Consider the following 15,649-nt stretch of genomic DNA (forward strand, 5'->3'; position numbering starts at 1 on the left):
GGAGCCGACCCTAGTGCGAAGCGGGCGCCTCCGCGGTGCGCAGCAGGTGGTCGTACACCAGCTCGTTCACCAGACGGGAGACCGGGTCCTCGGCCAGCACGACGCGCTCGGTGCGGCCCTCGAGGTCGAGGTCGACGACCGCGTTCGGGTCGGCCGTGACGACCGCGAGGCCGTACGCACGGGCGCGCGGCAGGCAGTTGCCGACGTAGTCCTCGGTGAGGACGGCCGGCGACGGGAGCACCATCGCGGCCTCGCCGTAGCGGGCGAACGGAACCGCGGAGGCCATCGCGGTGCGCCAGTGGCGCGCGACGGCCAGGACGCCGACGATCTCGGCGGCCGGGGCGGGGGCGGTTCCGGCCAGCTCCGGCCAGGTCCAGGTGTCGACGGTGGCGCGGTCGGCCACCGGGCCGGCACCCATCGCGATGCGCTCGGCGTGCACTTCGGTGCGAAGCTTGGCGACCACGCAGACCTTGCGGCCGAGGATCGTGGTCTCGGGGAGCACGATGCCGTTCCAGCCCAGCTGGGCGGCGGCGGTGCGGGCGAGTTCGTCGACGCTCGCGGGGAGCTCGATCGGCGGCACCACCCGGCTCGGCATCGACCGGCTGCGCTTCGCGCCACCGGCGACCGTCGAGCGCTCGGTGTTCTGAGGTGTAGCCGCCACGAGTCCGCCTCCTTCTAACCTGCACCGCTTCGTGACCGGTGAAAACCGGCACCTCACTTGTCTAACAGCGCGACGGCGCGGAGTCGCCGGGTAGTGCGAGTGGCTGCGATCGGCGGCGCCCAGCGGTCGATGACCGGTCGGTAGGCGGTCATCCGACTTCGGTCGAACGGTGCGGCCAACCGAGTGAGAGCCAGGTGAGTGGCATTACGGTCCGCCCGCGATCGACTACCGAACGGAGGAACCGGCCAGCGCGGTCCCACTAGCCCATTCGGCGCAATGCGGGGAAAATCCACAGTGGACGCAGGCCGCTGAGCTGCGGTTGTCCAGTGTCACCCACATGGCGGTGACTTACACCGCAGCGTCCACGCGCGCCCGCGACTAAAGTTACCGATCAGTCACTTAGTCGTCGCCGTGGAGGACCGATGCGCTCCCCGAAGGACTTCTTCGCCCCGCTCGCCCTGGGCGCGCCGGCCCCCGTGCGGGAGATCCCGGTGACCCCGTCCCGGATGATCCACTTCTTCGACCCCGGCAACGAAAAGATGGCCGCGAAGGTGCCGGACATCGCGAAGAAGGTCGACGTCCTCCTCGGAAACCTCGAAGACGCCGTGCGCGCCGACCGCAAGGAAGCCGCGCGCGCCGGGCTCGTCTCCATCGCCAAGGCCACCGACTTCGGCAAGACGCAGCTGTGGACGCGCGTCAACAGCCTCGATTCGCCGTGGGTGCTCGACGACCTCGTCACGCTGGTCACCGAGATCGGCGACAAGCTCGACGTGATCATGGTGCCGAAGGTCGAAGGCGCGCAGGACATCCACTACGTCGACCGCCTGCTGGCGCAGCTCGAAGCCCGTGCCGGCCTGACGAAGCCGTTGCTGGTGCACGCGATCCTCGAGACGGCCAGCGGAGTGGCCAACGTCGAGGAGATCGCCGGCGCGAGCCCGCGCATGCAGGGCATCTCGCTCGGCCCGGCCGACCTGGCGGCGAGCCGCCGGATGAAGACGACCCGCGTCGGCGGCGGGCACCCCGGCTACCTGGTGCGCACCGACCCCGTCGGCGACGACCTCACCGAAGGCCGCACGACGTACCAGCAGGACCTGTGGCACTACACGGTCGCGCGGATGGTGGACGCCTGCGCGATGCACGGGATCCTGCCGTACTACGGGCCCTTCGGGGACATCCGCGACGTCGTCGCGTGCGAAGACCAGTTCCGCAACGCGTTCCTGCTCGGGTGCGTCGGCGCGTGGAGCCTGCACCCGGTGCAGATCGACATCGCGAAGAAGGTGTTCTCGCCTTCGCCGTCCGACGTGGCCTGGGCGCGTCGCGTCATCGCGGAAATGGGCGACGGCACCGGCGCCGTGATGATCGACGGGAAGATGCAGGACGACGCGTCGGTGAAGCAGTGCCGCGTGGTCGCCGAACTGGCCGACGCCCTCGCGGCGGACGACCCCGAACTCGCCGCGGCCTACGACGCGGCCACCAAGGAGATCCTCGGATGACGACGCCCCGACGTTCCGTCCTCTACATGCCCGGCGCGAACGAAAGAGCGCTGGAGAAGGCCAAGACGATCCCCGCCGACGCCCTGATCCTCGACCTCGAGGACGCCGTCGCGCCGGACGCCAAGGAAGCCGCGCGCGAGCGGGTGTGCGCGGCCGCTTCTTCCGGCGACTACGGCAAGCGCGAGGTGACGATCCGGGTCAACGGCCTGGACACCGAGTGGCACGACGCCGACCTGCGCGCGGCCGCTTCGGCGGGCCCGGCCGCGGTGGTCGTGCCGAAGGTGAACTCGGCGGCCGAAGTGCACAACATCGAGCGTGCGCTGGAGCTGGGCGGCGCGCCCGGCCACACGAAGATCTGGGCGATGGTCGAGACGCCGGTCGCGATGCTGCACGCCGAGGAGATCGCGGCGGCGTCCGAGCGGCTGACCGTGCTGGTGATGGGCACGAACGACCTGGCCAAGGAGCTGCACGCGGAGTTCGTCCCGGGCCGCGGGCCGCTGCTGGGCGGGCTTTCCCTCTGCCTGCTGGCCGCGCGCGCGACGGGCAAGGTCATCCTCGACGGCGTCTACAACGACGTGAAGGACCTCGAAGGGTTCGAGGCGGAGTGCCGGCAGGGCCGCCAGTACGGCTTCGACGGCAAGACGCTCATCCACCCGGCGCAGGTCGAGCCGTGCAACCGGCTCTTCGCGCCCTCGGACGAGGAGATCGACCGGTCGCGGCGGATCATCGAGGCCTTCGAGGAAGCGTCGAAGGCAGGCCGTGGCGTGGTCACTGTGGACGGTCGGATGATCGAAAACCTCCACGTCGACAACGCCCGGCGCGTGCTGGCGCTGGCGGAGGCCGTCCAGGGCTGACGGCCTCCGCCACGCTCACTCCGGCAGGTCGTCCGTCCATTCGCCACGGACGTCGTACTGGTCCCCGGCCGCGGTGTGCGCCGGCTTGCCGTTCTCGTCCAGGAACGCCGACGAGCCGTCCACCCGGCCGGTCGCCGGGTCGACGACCAGCCGGCCGCCGCCGGGCAGCCGCACGCTTCGGTCGTCCAGCTCGCGCACGCCCGGTTCGGCGGCGATCGCGCGGAAGGCCGCCGCCCGCACCGCCGGGGGCGACGGCACGGTCGACACCAGGCCGATCAGGGACTGGAGCACGGCCGTTTCCAGCTGGCCCGCCGGCAGGTGGTGGCGCGTCAGCCCGTCCGCGAGCCAGGCCCGCAGGGCCGCCGGGTCGGCGGGAAGCGTCAGGATCCGGCTGAGGGTGACGTCGTCGTCGCCGTTGAGCCGGATGGGCCGCGGGCGGGGCATGAGCTCGGCCTTGCCGTGGGTGTGTTCGTCGCGGTACCACTCCTGCCCGTCCGTGGTGGTCCAGTACTCCCAGGTCTGCTCGCCGACCTTCGTCGTCGAGTGCCAGTACTTGCCCGTGCCGACCTGGGCGTGCTCGGCGACGGTGGCGGCGGCCAGCAGGACGGCCGGGCGGGCGTCGGCCGGACTCGCCACCGACGGCAGCGGTGCCGGTGGTGCGGGCAGGGTCGCCACCACCACGGCGACCGCCGCCGCGGCCGCGACGAGCCCGGCGCCGAGCACCAGGCGGCCGACGCGCTTGCGGCGCCCGCGCAGCACGTGGTTCTGCAGCCGGTGCCGGCTGCGGTCGACGACGTCCTGGGCCGGCTCGTCCGGCAGGAGGGCCGTGCGCAGGGTTTCGAGGTCATTCATCGGTGGCCTCCGGGGCGAGAACGGGAGCGAGCTTCTTGCGGGCGCGCGTCAGCCGGGAGCCGACCGTGCCCGGGGAGATGCCGAGGGCCTCGGCGACTTCCGCGTAGCCGAGGTCGGCCAGGGCGACGAGCAGCAGGACGTCCCGCTCGCCCGAGGTGAGCCGGGCGAGCGCCCTGCCCAGCTGCCCGGCCACGACGACGCGGGTTTCGTGGCCTTCGTCGGGACGCGGCGTTTCGAGCCGCGAAAGTGCCCGGTAGTGGCGGGCTTCCTTGCGCCGGTGTCTCGACACCAGGTTCGTCGCGATGCCGAACAGCCAGGCGCGCAGCTCACCCCGGGCGGGGTCGAACGTCCCGCGCCGGTCGAACGCCACCAGGAACGTCTCGGCGGCGACGTCCTCCGCGGCCTGCGCGCCGAGCCGGCCGGCGATGTAGCGGTAGACCTCGGCGAAGTGACGGTCGTGCACCTCGGTGAACTGGTCGGTGCCGGTCACCGGGGCTGCCTCTGTCATGGGATCCCTTCCCGTCGGCGACAGCTTCACCACCACTTCGCCGCGGGACCCGGATATCTTCCCTATCCGATCGGCCAAGGCCGCTGGGGCGGGCGGAGGCCTTCGTAAGCCGCGGCGGCGCGCAGGACGCCCACGTCGTCGAAGCGGCGGCCGCTGAGCTGGAGGCCGATCGGGCGGCCGTCGTCGGTGTAGCCGCAGTTCACCGAGACCGCCGGCTGGCCGGACATGTTGTACGGCACCGTGAACGCGATGTGCTCGAACGGGCGGGCCGGGTCGTTCGTCGGGGACGCCCACTCCGCGGGCGGCGCCGCGACCGGGCACGTCGGCGACAGCACGACGTCGAACGCCGAGGTCGCGCGCAGGGTCGCGACGCTGATCGCGTCGATCTGGGCGAAGCCGCGGTAGACGTCCAGTCCGGACACGTCCGCGCCACCCGTGGCCCACTCCGCGATGTACGGCAGGACCTTCGCGCGCCGGTCCGCGGGCAACGCCGTCATGTCCGACCAGGCGCGGGTGCGCCAGAAGACGTCCAGGCCACCGAGCATTTCGCGGGTGAGGAACGGCCCGACCGGCTCGACGATCGCGCCCGCGGCCTCGAAGGCCCGGGCGGCCGCCGTGACCGCGTCGAGCGTCGCCGGGTCCACCGGGAGGCCGGGGCCGGAGTCGAGGTGCAGGCCGACGCGCAGGCCCTTCAGGGAACCGTCGAGCGAAGCCCAGTCCAGGTCGGCCGGGGGCAGGCTCAGGTGGTCGCGCTCGTCCGGCGCGGAGAGCACGCTCATCAGCAACGCCGCGTCGGCGACCGTGCGGGTCATCGGGCCGGCGACGCGGCCGAGGAACGGCGGATCGACCGGCACGCGGCCGAAGCTCGGCTTCAACCCGGCCAGGCCGCACCAGCCCGCGGGCAGCCGGATCGAGCCCCCGATGTCGGTGCCGACGTGCAGCGGTCCGTACCCCGCGGCGGCCGCGGCACCCGCACCTGCGCTCGACCCGCCCGGCGACGCCGAGGTCCGCCAGGGGTTCCGGGCGGTTTCGTGGAAGCTCGACAGCCCGGACGTCAGCATCCCGTAGTCCGGCATGGTCGTCTTGGCCAGCAGCACGCCACCGGACTCGCGGACGCGCGCGGCCGCCGGCGCGTCCTCGGCGGCCGGGACCAGCGCGGTCGCCGCCGTGCCCAGCGGGACCGGGGTGCCGCGCGTGGCGATGTTCTCCTTGAGCGTCAGCGGGACGCCGTCGATCGGGCCCAGCGGTTCACCTGCGTGCCAACGCGCTTCTGCGGCCTTCGCGTCCTCTCGCGCGCCCGAAGCGTCGTACGCGTACAACGCGTGCAACTCCGGTTCTCGCGCCTCGATGCGTGCGAGGACGGCTTCGGTCACCTCGACCGGCGAGAGCGTCTTCGCGCGGTACTGCGCGACGAGCTCGACAGCGGTCAGGTCCGGCAACTCGGTCATGAGCGCTCCTTACGAGGCGGGCGGTTCGAAGCGGCCGTCGACGGCGGTCCAGCCGCCGTCCACCGCGAGCACTGAGCCGGTCACGAACGACGAAGCGTCCGAAGCGAGGTACACGACCGCGCCGGCGATCTCCTCCGGACGCGCCCAGCGGCCCAACGCGCCCTTCGTCGCGTACGCGTCGTACCACTCGGGATTCGCTTTGATCTGCGCGGTCAGCGGGGTCTCGACGACGCCGGGCGCGATCGCGTTGACGCGGACGCCGGCCGGGCCGAACTCCGCCGCGGCCGTCCGGAACAGCTGGACCAGACCGGCTTTCGTGGCCGCGTACGGGCCCTGGCCCGGCTCGACGGTCGTGCCGCGGATCGACGAGAAGCCGATGATGCTGCCGCGGCCGCGCGCGACCATGCCGGCGCCGAACACCCGGACGACCTCGAACGTCACGCCGAGGTTCAGCGCGATGACGCGGTCGAACTCCTCCCGCGTGTAGTCGAGCAAGCGTTTGCGGACGTTCATCGCGGCCGTGAGCACGACGATGTCCTGCGGGCCCAGGTCCGTCGCCGCCCGGTCGACGGCACCCGGCTGCAGGAGGTCGATCTCGTACACCTCGCCGACGCCGGTTTCGCGCGCTGCGTCGACGTCCCGGTCGGCGCAGACGACCTCGGCACCGTGGGCGGCCAGGGCCCGCGCGGCTTCGCGGCCGATGCCGCCCGCGCCGAGCACCACGGCCCGCCGGCCGTCCAGGCGGAACAGGTTTTCGTAGCTCACGGCCTCAGCCACCTTCACCTCCGCTCAACCGGGCCAGCTCCGCGCGCAGGTTCGGGGCGGCTGCCAGGAGCTCCCGGGTGTACTCGTGCCGCGGTGCGTCGTAAACCTGGGCGACGTCGCCGAGTTCGACGATCTCGCCGCGGCGCATCACCGCGACGCGGTCGCAGACGTGCCGGACGACGCCCAGGTCGTGCGACACGAAGACCAGCGTCAACGCGAACTGCTCGACCAGCGACGCCAGGAGGTCGAGGATCTGGCCGCGCACGGAGACGTCGAGCGCGCTGACCGGCTCGTCGGCGATCAGCACGCTCGGGTTCGGCGCGAGCGCGCGGGCGATCGAGATGCGCTGCCGCTGGCCGCCGGAGAACTGGTGCGGGTAGCGCTGGGCGGCGTCGACGGGCAGGCCGACGGCGGCGAGCAGCTCGGCGACGCGGTCGGGCTCCCGGTGCCCCAGCGGCTCGGAAACGATGTCCCGCACGCGCATCCGCGGGTCGAGTGAGCCCATCGGGTCCTGGAAGACGATCTGCAGCTCCGAGCGCAGGAACCCGAGACGGCGCTCGGGCAGGTTGTCGATGCGCCGGCCTTGGAACGACACCGTGCCGGCGGTCGGCTTGTCGAGCGCGGCGAGCAGCCGGACCAGCGTGGACTTGCCGGAGCCGGACTCGCCGACGATGCCGAACCGCTGCCCCGCCTCGACGTCGAAGCTGACGCCGCGCAGCGCGTGCACGTCCCGGCGGGCGTAACGGCGTTCGAGGTCGCGGACTTCGAGGATCATCGGCGGGCCTCCAGGTCCGAGGCGTCGAGGAGCTTCCGCGTGTACTCGTGCTTCGGCGACGTCAGCACTTCGCGCGTCGAGCCCGCTTCGACGATCTCGCCGTCCAGCATGACCAGCACGCGCTCGCACACCGAAGCGACCACCGCGAGGTCGTGGGTGATGAAGAGAAGGGCACTTTCCCGGGAAAGCGACGTTTTGATCAGCGCGAGGATCTGGGCTTGGACGGTGACGTCCAGGGCGGTCGTCGGCTCGTCGCAGATCAGCAGCGACGGTTCGTTGGCCAGCGCCATCGCGAGCACCACCCGCTGGCGCTGGCCACCGGAGAGCTGGTGCGGGTACGCGCGAGCCGTCCCCGGCAAGCCCACCGCGTCGAGTAGCTCTTCAGCAGACCGGCGACGGCCGTGGATCCGGCCGGGCTCGGTGACCTGACGGCCGACGCGCATGGCCGGGTTCAACGCCGTCATCGGCTCCTGGAACACCATCGCGAGATCGTTGCCCCGCAGCCGGGACAGGTCCTTTTCGGACATTCCCAGCAGCTCGCGACCGCCGAGACGGACCGAGCCGGAAGCCCGCAGTTCCTCGGGCAGCAGGCCCATGATCGACAGCGCCGTCAACGACTTCCCGGACCCGGACTCGCCGATCAGGCCGACGCGCTCCCCCGCGCCGATCTCGAACGAAACGCCGCGAACGAGCGAAGAAACCGTGAGACCCGAAACCGAGAGCGTCATACCTTCGCCGCCAACCGGGGGTCGAGGCGGTCGCGCAGGCCGTCGCCGAGGAGGTTGAAGCCCAGCACGGCGACGGCGATCGCGATGCCAGGCACCAACGCGAGCCGCGGGTGCACGGTGAGCAGTTCCTGCGACTCCTGCAGCATCCGGCCCCACGACGGCGTCGGCGGCCGCGTGCCGAACCCCAGGAACGACAACGCCGCCTCGGCCAGCACGGCGATCGCGAACGACACCGACGCCTGCACGATCAGCAGGCCGGAGATGTTCGGCAGCACGTGCCGCACGGCGATGGTCAGCCTCGACCGGCCGCCGGCGCGGGCGGCGAGAACGAACTCGGTGCTCATCACCTGCAGCGTCCCGGACCGGGCGATCCGCGCGAACGACGGGATCGTCGCGATGCCGATCGCGACCATCGCGGTCAGCGTGTCCGCCCCGAACACCGCGCCGAACATGATCGCCAGCAGCAGCGCGGGGAACGCGAGCACGAGGTCGTTGACCCGCATGACGAACTCGCCGAGCCACCGCGGCGACATGCCGGCGAGGATGCCGAGCGGCGTGCCGATGACCGCGGCGATGCCGACCGCGACCACGCCGACGTACAAGGTCGTGCGCGCGCCGACCATGATCTGGCTCAGCAGGTCCCGGCCGAACTTGTCGGTGCCGAACCAGTGCGTCGCTCCGGCGTCGAGGAGCCGGTGCGCCGCGTCGACCTTGACCGGGTCGAACGGCGTCCACACGAACGACAGCAGCGCGGCCAGCACGACCAGGCCGACGAGCACCCCGCCCAGCACGAGATTGCGCATCACGAACCTCGCAATCGCGGGTCGAGCACCGTGTAGAGGACGTCGACGACGAAGTTGACCAGCAGCACGCCGACGACCAGTACGAGCACGATCCCCTGCACGGTCAGCAGGTCACGCGACGACACCGCGTCGAGCAGCATCGAGCCCAGCCCGGGCAGCACGAACACGCGCTCGACGACGACCGCGCCGATCAGCAGCGTCGCCAGCTGCAGGCCGAGGACCGTCACCACGGGGACCGACGCGTTGCGCAGACCGTGGCGCACCAGCGCCTGCCCGGGACGCAGGCCCTTGGACCGCGCGGTGCGCAGGTAGTCCTGGCCGAGCGTGTCCAGGACCGCCGAACGCACGTAGCGCGTCAGCACCGCGCCCTGCACCAACCCCAGCGACAACGCGGGCAGGATCAGGCCGCGGAGGAACTCCCCTGGGTTCTGGTCCGGCGGCGTCCAGCCACCCGAGGGCAGCCAGCGCAACTGCACGGCGAAGATCTGCACGAGGATGATCCCAGCGAGGAACGCGGGGATCGCGACGCCGATCTGCGACAGTCCGGAAACGCTCGCACCCGACGCCTTCCGGTGCTTCACCGCGGCGAACGTGCCCGCGGGGACCGCGATCACGAGCGCCACCAGCATCCCCGCGCCGACCAGCCAGAGCGTGACGCCGAGGCGGTCGAGCAGCTGCGGGCCGATCGCGTCGCGCGTGACGTACGAGCGGCCGAAGTCGCCGCGCAGCACGCCGCCGATCCAGTCGAAGTACTGCGTGACGAGCGGCCGGTCGATGCCGAACTCCGCGCGCGTCTTGGCGAGCAGCTCGGGCGTCGCGTTGACGCCGAGCGCCACCTGCGCGGGATCGCCCGGCAGCACGGCCATGAACAGGAACACCACGATCGACGCGACCAGCACGCTGACCACGAAGATCGCCACCCGGCGCAGCACCTTGGCCGTCATCGCGGCGCCAGCCCGGTGAGGTCGAACGACTCGCTGACCTGGTTCTGCACGAACCCACCGACCTTGGCCTTCGCGACGATGACGTTCGGGAAGAGGAACAGCCAGTCCGCGGCGGCGTCGGTGTTGAGCTGCCGCGCCACCTGCTTCATGTCCGCGACCTGCTGCTCCGGCGTCCCGCTGTCGGCCTCGGCCAGCAACTGCTGGACGCGCTTGCTGTCGTAACCCCAGTAGTACTTGGGCTTCCCGAACGTCGTGATGTCGCGCGCCTCGACGTGCTGGATGATCGACAGGTCGTAGTCGTGGTCGGTGAACACCTGCTTCAGCCAGACCGCCGGGAAGTCCAGGGGTTCGATCGTGGTCCGGACGCCGACGTCGGCGAGCTGCGACTGCACGACCTGCGCCGCCGACACCGCGTACGGCAGGTTCGGGATCCGCAGCCGCAGGTTCAGGTTCGTCGCGCCGGCCTCGGTCAGCAACGCCTTCGCCCGCGCCGGATCGAACGGGTAGACCTTCGACAGGTCCTCGTACCAGGGGTCGGTCGGCGGGACCATGCTGCCGATCAGCGTGCCGCGGCCCGCCCACGCCGTGTCCAGCAACGCCTTCCGGTCGATCGCGTACGTCAGCGCCTGGCGCACGCGGACGTCGCTCAGCGGCGCGCGCCGGTTGTTCATCGCGAGCGTGACCTCGGAGTTCGTCGTGCCCTGGACGACCTGGAACCGGTCGTCCGCCTGGAACTGCGGGATCGAGTCCGGCGCGGTGATCGCCGAGATGACGTCGATGCCGTTGCTGGACAACGCGTTGTTCAACGCCGTCGGGTCCTTGATGTACTTGAGGACCACCGTCTTGTACGCCGGCTCGCGGCCCCAGTAGGCGGGATTCGCCTTCAGCACCACGGAGTCGCCGCGCTTGCGCGCCGCCACGACGTACGGCCCGGTGCCGACCGGCTTGTTCGCCAAGTCCGCGACGCCGGTCGGGCTGAACATCGCGCCGAGCCGGCTGGTCAGGCTGAACAGCCAGCCGTTCGACGGCTTCGCCAGCACGACCCGGGCGTGGTCCGGCGCCACGACGTCCACGTGGTCGACGACGTCCATCGTGGACTTGATGGAGATCGTCCAGTCGGTTTTCACCCGCAGCAGCGAGAACTTGACGTCCTCGGCCGTGAACGGCGCGCCGTTGCTGAACTTGACGCCTTGCCGGAGCTGGAAGTCGTAGGTCTTCCGGTCCGGGCTGATCGTCCACGACTTCGCGAGCAGGGGTACGACCTTGCCCTGCGAGTCGAGCTTCACCAGGCCTTCGTAGACGTTGTAGAGCAGCGCCTGCGGGATCGCGGCGCCGTCCGTGCGGGTGAAGTCGAAGTTGGCCGGCTCCGCCGTGAAGCCGACTGAAAGCGTGTCCGGGCCGGCGGAGACACTTGCGGACGAACCGGCCGAACATCCCGTGACCACGAGCAGCAGAGCCGCTGCCGTCGCGGTGATCCGGGCTTTCATTCGACCTCCCAGTCAGTACACTGGTCTGACCAGTAGCCTGCACTGAGCGGACGACGAGGTCAAGGCATGCGGTTCGAACCGGTGGCTCCGGTCCGCGCGTACGAGCGGGTCGTCGAGCAGATCGAGCAGGCCGTGATCAGCGGCGAGCTCAAACCGGGCGAACGCCTGCCCGGCGAACGAGAACTCATGACGCAGTTCGGCGTCGGCCGCTCGACGATCCGGGAAGCCCTGCGCGTCCTGCAGGCCGCCGAACTGATCCGCTCGCGGCCCGGCGACCCCCGCGGGCCCGAAGTGCTGGCCGCGTCCCCGGCCGCGTTGCACCGCTCGATGCACCGGCTCGCGCGGGCGGACCACGTCGGGCTCGCCGAGCTCCTGCAGTTCCGGATGATCCTCGACGGCTCCGCGCACCTGCTCGCCGCCGAGCTGCGCACGGACGACGACCTGACCGGCCTCGACACGGCACTGGACGCGATGCGCGAAGGCGTCTCGCACGGTTACGCCGAGTTCAGCCGCGCCGACGTCGCCTTCCACGAAGTCATCGCGCGCATCTCGCGCAACCCCCTGCTGGTGGTCAGCGAAGAAGTCGTGCGCGGGGTCGTGCTGGAGCTGATCGAGGACAAGCTGGAGCACGCGAGCAACCGGGCGTCGCTGATGCGCAGCTGGCTCGCCCACCACGCCGAAGTGCTCGACGCGATCCGCTCGGCCGACGGTGCCGGCGCGTCGCACCTCGCCAAACAGGCGTTGTACGACAACTACTCCGAATACGTTCCACCCGGGCAACGGCCGCTGCTCACGCCGCTGCTGCGGACCTAGACTCGGCAGGGTGGCGGCGACGAAACGAGCAGGTGCCGGGCTGGCGCTGTCCGGCGGCGGCTACCGCGCGATGCTCTTCCACGCCGGCGCGCTCTGGCGGCTCAACGAGCTCGGCTGGCTGCCGAAGCTGACCACCGTCTCCAGCGTCTCCGGTGGTTCGATCGCCGCGGGCGTGCTCGCGCACGCGTGGCACGGGCTGGAGTTCGGCGAGGACGGTGTCGCGCGGAACCTCGACGAGAAAGTCGTGCGGCCCCTGCGCAAACTGGCGAGCACCAATCTCGACGTGCCCGTGACGCTCAAAGCCCTTCTGATGCCGTGGCGCAGCGCCGGCGAGGAGCTGGCGCGCCGGTACGCCGAACACCTCTTCGGCGACTGCTGCCTCGCGGACCTCGACCCGGCCGGGCCGCAGTTCGTGTTCACCGCCACCAACCTGCAGGACGGCCAGCTCTGGTGGTTCTTCCGCCAGCAGGGCCCGCACGGGCGGATCCCGCTCGCCACCGCGGTGGCCGCGTCGTCGGCCTTCCCGCCGATGCTCTCGCCGGTCGTGATCCCGGACCCGCACCGGCCCGACCGCCGGATCGTGCTCAGCGACGCCGGCGTGTACGACAACCTCGGCCTCGACCCGATCGAGAACCAGTGCGCGACGGTCCTGGTCAGTGACGCGGGAAAGCGCATGCGGCCGGTCAAGAAGCCGAAGCGCGACTGGCTGCGGCAGCTGGTCCGGGTGATGTCCGTGACCGACAACCAGGTGCGCGAACTGCGCACCGGCACGCTGCTGAAGTCCTACCAGGACAAGGTCTTCGCCGGCACGTACTGGGCGACCCGCAGCGACATCACGAACTTCGAGCTGACCGACGCCCTCGAGGCGCCGGCCGCCCGCACCGCCGAGCTCGCCAAGACCGCGACCCGGCTGACCCGCTTCGGCGAACCGCTGCAGGAACGGCTGATCAACTGGGGGTACGCGGTGTGCGACGCCGGGATGCGCCGCTGGGTCTGTCCGGACACCTCTTCGAAACCCGCGTTCCCGTACCCCGCCTCAGGCGTTGGCTAGGTTCGCGTAGACGACGATGTTGTCCTTGTAGCTGTGCTCGGCGTGGTCGAACGCGCCCCCGCAGGTGATCAGCCGCAGTTCCGGCTTGTCGCTGTTGCCGTAGACGGCGTCGCGCGGGAACGTGTCCTTCGGGACCTGCGTGACGCGGTCCACGACGAACTTCAGCTTCTTGCCGTCGCTGCGGTCGATGTCCACCTCGTCACCGGGCGCGAGGTCCTTGAGCTTGTAGAAGATGCCGGGCTTCTTGTCGCCGTCGACGTGCCCGAGCACGATCGCCGGGCCGACGTCACCGGGCACCGGCGAAAGCTTGTACCAGGCCGCCTGCATCGGCTGGTGCACCGACGGCACCGAGATCGAGCCGTCCGGCTTGACCGCCACCGCGAGGAGGCTGGACTCCGCGCCGATCTTGGGGATCTTCACCGACGTCGGCCGGAGTCCCTTGAACGGCACGGACACCGGAACCGAGGACGGCACGGGCGCCTTGGGTGCGGCCGCCGGCTGCTCGGCCGCGGTGCCGCACCCGGCCAGCACGACGGCGAGCGCGGCGACGACCGCGCCCGCCCTGGCGCGCATCAGGCGGTACCGCCGAAGCCGGTCTCGACGCCGCCCTTGGGCGCGACCTTGACCTGGGCCTTCGGCGCTGCGTTGCCGGGAGCGGAGCTGGTCGCGGTGGTGACCGGCGCACTGCTGCTCGACGGTGCGGAGCTGCTGGTGGTCGGCTCGCTGCTCGTCGAGGTCGCCGGCGGCTGCTCCTGCTCGAAGTCGACGATGCCGATGCCCTCGACGCCGTCGCAGGTGAAGGCGAAGCGGGCGGTCGGGCCGGACGGGGGCGTCACGACGGTCACGGCGTAGTTCCAGTACCGGCCGTCGGCCTCGTCCTGGTCCGGCCCCGCGGTGACGCTGAGGTTCTGGCTGAGGATGCCCCCGACCTTGCCGGACGCGCAGGCGACGACCAGGACACCCTCACCGCTGAGGCCGATGTAACCGTGGCCGACGGCGTCCTGGTAACCGTCGTCGTCCTTCGGCGGCTCCTGGGTGTCGCCCTTGATCTCCGGCTGCACCTTCGCCTGGGGCTTGTCCGTGGTCTTGACCTCGCCGCCGGGGGCCTGAGAAGAGCTGCTGCTCGTGACCGGAGTGGACGGAGCCGTGGTCTCCGAAGTGGACGGTGTCGTCGTGGTGGTGGTGGTCTCGGACGTGCTGGTCTCGGTCGTCGACGGTGCCGTGGTCGTGTCGGTCTGCGCCAGTGCGGCCGGGGCCGCGAACAAAGTGGCGAGCGCACCCGCGACGACAACTCCGGCGACACGGCCCAGCGATCTACCCACGACGACTCCTAATGGCGGTTGACCTGCGATGCCGCGACTATCGAGGATTCACCCGTCCGCGTTACGCGGATAACGCGGTGTCGAGATCCCGCCACAGATCGTCGGGGTCTTCGAGGCCCACGCTGAACCGGACCAGTCCCGGTGGGACGCGCTCTTCGCCGGGCAGCCACGCCCGCCGTTCGACCAGGCTTTCGACGCCGCCGAGGCTCGTCGCCGAGACGATCAGCCTGGTCGACGCGCAGAACCGGTCGGCCGCCGCCGCGTCGGCCAGCTCGAAGGAGACCATCATCCCGAAGCCCGGGTAGCGCACGCGCGTCACGGCGGGGTGGTCACCGAGCCGCGAAGCCAGCAGCGCGGCGGTGCGTTCCTGCTCGGCCAGCCGGACCGGCATCGTCCGCAGCCCGCGCAGGGCGAGCCACGCCTCGAGCGCGCCGGGCGTCGACCCGACGCGGGTCCGCGCGCCCTTCAGCTCCTCCGCGACGGCCGGGTCCTTGGCGACCGTGATGCCGAGCAGCAGGTCGCTGTGCCCGCCGATCAGCTTGGTCGCGCTGTGCACGACGACGTCGGCGCCCAGCTCCAAGGGCCGCTGCTGCAAGGGCGTCGCGAACGTGTTGTCGACGACCACCCGGCCGCGCGCGGCGCTGGCGATCGTCGCGATCTCCATGACGTCGAGGGTCGGGTTGGTCGGCGACTCGAGCCAGACCAGGTCGGACGTCGCGGCTTCGGCGACCCAGGCGTCGGTGTCGGTCGGTTCGAGCTCGGTGACGGCGAGCTTGCCGAGCTTCTGCGCGTGGGCCAGCACCCCGCGCGTCACGGCGTAGCTGAACGCCGGCACCACGACCCGCGACCCGACCGGCAGCAGGTCCAGCACCGCGGACAGGGTCGCGACGCCGGACGCGAACGCCGTCGCGTGCCCGCCTTCCAGCGCGCCGACGGCCTCCTCCAGCGCGTGCCAGGTCGGCGTCCCGTCGCCCCGCGCGTACACGGAGTCGCCGCCGGCCCGGTACGTGCTGGTGGCGACGAGCGGGGTGTTCAGCGGCTCGCCGGGTCCGTGCGGCCGGCCGGCGGCGATGGCCTTGGTGCGGGGCGTCCAGTCGTCCATGCGCCTCACGGTAATGGCGCCCCGGTGGGGTGGCCGGACCGCC

The 15,649-nt window shown here is 71.4% G+C and carries 17 protein-coding genes; 4 read left to right on the plus strand and 13 right to left on the minus strand.

Annotation, left to right across the window (positions count from 1 at the left end; genetic code table 11):
- Window positions 1–10: 10 nt before the first annotated feature.
- The gene (locus tag ACYVLJ_RS09215) at window positions 11–661 is read right to left on the minus strand and encodes a hypothetical protein (RefSeq protein ID WP_451971007.1); all 651 of its coding nucleotides are present in this window, start codon (window positions 659–661) and stop codon (window positions 11–13) included.
- Between the two features lie 422 nt (window positions 662–1,083).
- Between ACYVLJ_RS09215 and ACYVLJ_RS09220 the strand changes: the two genes are divergently transcribed.
- Both ACYVLJ_RS09220 and ACYVLJ_RS09225 read left to right on the plus strand, forming a co-directional pair.
- Window positions 1,084–2,154, plus strand: coding sequence for an HpcH/HpaI aldolase/citrate lyase family protein (locus tag ACYVLJ_RS09220; RefSeq protein WP_451971004.1), 1,071 nt, complete (start codon window positions 1,084–1,086; stop codon window positions 2,152–2,154).
- The gene (locus ACYVLJ_RS09225) at window positions 2,151–3,008 is read left to right on the plus strand and encodes an HpcH/HpaI aldolase/citrate lyase family protein (RefSeq protein WP_451971001.1); all 858 of its coding nucleotides are present in this window, start codon (window positions 2,151–2,153) and stop codon (window positions 3,006–3,008) included. The genes ACYVLJ_RS09220 and ACYVLJ_RS09225 overlap by 4 nt, the downstream gene beginning before the upstream one ends.
- 15 nt (window positions 3,009–3,023) lie before the next feature.
- On the opposite strand, the gene ACYVLJ_RS09230 is transcribed toward ACYVLJ_RS09225, so the two are convergent.
- From ACYVLJ_RS09230 to ACYVLJ_RS09270, 9 genes are all read right to left on the minus strand, one after another.
- Window positions 3,024–3,860 carry a CU044_5270 family protein gene (locus tag ACYVLJ_RS09230; protein ID WP_460438333.1) on the minus strand — a complete coding sequence of 279 codons (837 nt, stop codon included), beginning with the start codon at window positions 3,858–3,860 and terminating at the stop codon, window positions 3,024–3,026.
- Window positions 3,853–4,368 (minus strand): RNA polymerase sigma factor, encoded by a 516-nt coding sequence (locus tag ACYVLJ_RS09235; protein WP_451970995.1) that lies wholly within the window; start codon window positions 4,366–4,368, stop codon window positions 3,853–3,855. Before ACYVLJ_RS09235 ends, ACYVLJ_RS09230 begins: the two co-directional genes overlap by 8 nt.
- Before the next feature lie 62 nt (window positions 4,369–4,430).
- Window positions 4,431–5,816 carry an amidase gene (locus ACYVLJ_RS09240; protein ID WP_460438334.1) on the minus strand — a complete coding sequence of 462 codons (1,386 nt, stop codon included), beginning with the start codon at window positions 5,814–5,816 and terminating at the stop codon, window positions 4,431–4,433.
- 9 nt (window positions 5,817–5,825) lie between these two features.
- The gene (locus tag ACYVLJ_RS09245) at window positions 5,826–6,581 is read right to left on the minus strand and encodes an SDR family NAD(P)-dependent oxidoreductase (protein ID WP_460438627.1); all 756 of its coding nucleotides are present in this window, start codon (window positions 6,579–6,581) and stop codon (window positions 5,826–5,828) included.
- Between the two features lie 4 nt (window positions 6,582–6,585).
- Window positions 6,586–7,356 carry an ABC transporter ATP-binding protein gene (locus tag ACYVLJ_RS09250; protein WP_451970986.1) on the minus strand — a complete coding sequence of 257 codons (771 nt, stop codon included), beginning with the start codon at window positions 7,354–7,356 and terminating at the stop codon, window positions 6,586–6,588.
- The gene (locus ACYVLJ_RS09255) at window positions 7,353–8,084 is read right to left on the minus strand and encodes an ABC transporter ATP-binding protein (RefSeq protein WP_451970984.1); all 732 of its coding nucleotides are present in this window, start codon (window positions 8,082–8,084) and stop codon (window positions 7,353–7,355) included. Before ACYVLJ_RS09255 ends, ACYVLJ_RS09250 begins: the two co-directional genes overlap by 4 nt.
- Window positions 8,081–8,887: an ABC transporter permease gene (locus tag ACYVLJ_RS09260; protein WP_460438335.1), complete on the minus strand. Its 807-nt coding sequence runs from the start codon at window positions 8,885–8,887 to the stop codon at window positions 8,081–8,083. The genes ACYVLJ_RS09255 and ACYVLJ_RS09260 overlap by 4 nt, the downstream gene beginning before the upstream one ends.
- Window positions 8,887–9,831 carry an ABC transporter permease gene (locus ACYVLJ_RS09265; protein ID WP_460438336.1) on the minus strand — a complete coding sequence of 315 codons (945 nt, stop codon included), beginning with the start codon at window positions 9,829–9,831 and terminating at the stop codon, window positions 8,887–8,889. Before ACYVLJ_RS09265 ends, ACYVLJ_RS09260 begins: the two co-directional genes overlap by 1 nt.
- A complete protein-coding gene (locus tag ACYVLJ_RS09270; protein WP_460438337.1) occupies window positions 9,828–11,318 on the minus strand; it encodes an ABC transporter substrate-binding protein in 1,491 nt (496 codons plus the stop codon). The genes ACYVLJ_RS09265 and ACYVLJ_RS09270 overlap by 4 nt, the downstream gene beginning before the upstream one ends.
- 66 nt (window positions 11,319–11,384) lie before the next feature.
- On the opposite strand from ACYVLJ_RS09270, the gene ACYVLJ_RS09275 reads away from it, so the two are divergent.
- Window positions 11,385–12,131, plus strand: a complete 747-nt coding sequence (locus tag ACYVLJ_RS09275; RefSeq protein ID WP_460438338.1) for a FadR/GntR family transcriptional regulator — start codon at window positions 11,385–11,387, stop codon at window positions 12,129–12,131.
- A 10-nt stretch (window positions 12,132–12,141) separates the two neighbouring features.
- On the plus strand, window positions 12,142–13,182 hold the full coding sequence (locus ACYVLJ_RS09280) for a patatin-like phospholipase family protein (RefSeq protein ID WP_451970969.1): 1,041 nt from the start codon (window positions 12,142–12,144) through the stop codon (window positions 13,180–13,182).
- Here the strand turns inward: ACYVLJ_RS09280 and ACYVLJ_RS09285 are convergent.
- The 3 genes from ACYVLJ_RS09285 to ACYVLJ_RS09295 all read right to left on the minus strand — a co-directional run bounded on the left by ACYVLJ_RS09285 (window position 13,168) and on the right by ACYVLJ_RS09295 (window position 15,606).
- Window positions 13,168–13,755 carry a class F sortase gene (locus ACYVLJ_RS09285; protein WP_460438339.1) on the minus strand — a complete coding sequence of 196 codons (588 nt, stop codon included), beginning with the start codon at window positions 13,753–13,755 and terminating at the stop codon, window positions 13,168–13,170. The two genes, ACYVLJ_RS09280 and ACYVLJ_RS09285, sit on opposite strands and share 15 nt — an antisense overlap.
- On the minus strand, window positions 13,755–14,504 hold the full coding sequence (locus tag ACYVLJ_RS09290; RefSeq protein ID WP_460438340.1) for a hypothetical protein: 750 nt from the start codon (window positions 14,502–14,504) through the stop codon (window positions 13,755–13,757). Before ACYVLJ_RS09290 ends, ACYVLJ_RS09285 begins: the two co-directional genes overlap by 1 nt.
- Before the next feature lie 61 nt (window positions 14,505–14,565).
- The gene (locus tag ACYVLJ_RS09295) at window positions 14,566–15,606 is read right to left on the minus strand and encodes a trans-sulfuration enzyme family protein (RefSeq protein WP_460438341.1); all 1,041 of its coding nucleotides are present in this window, start codon (window positions 15,604–15,606) and stop codon (window positions 14,566–14,568) included.
- Between the last annotated feature and the right edge of the window lie 43 nt (window positions 15,607–15,649).

This window comes from Amycolatopsis stemonae (genome assembly GCF_054781455.1).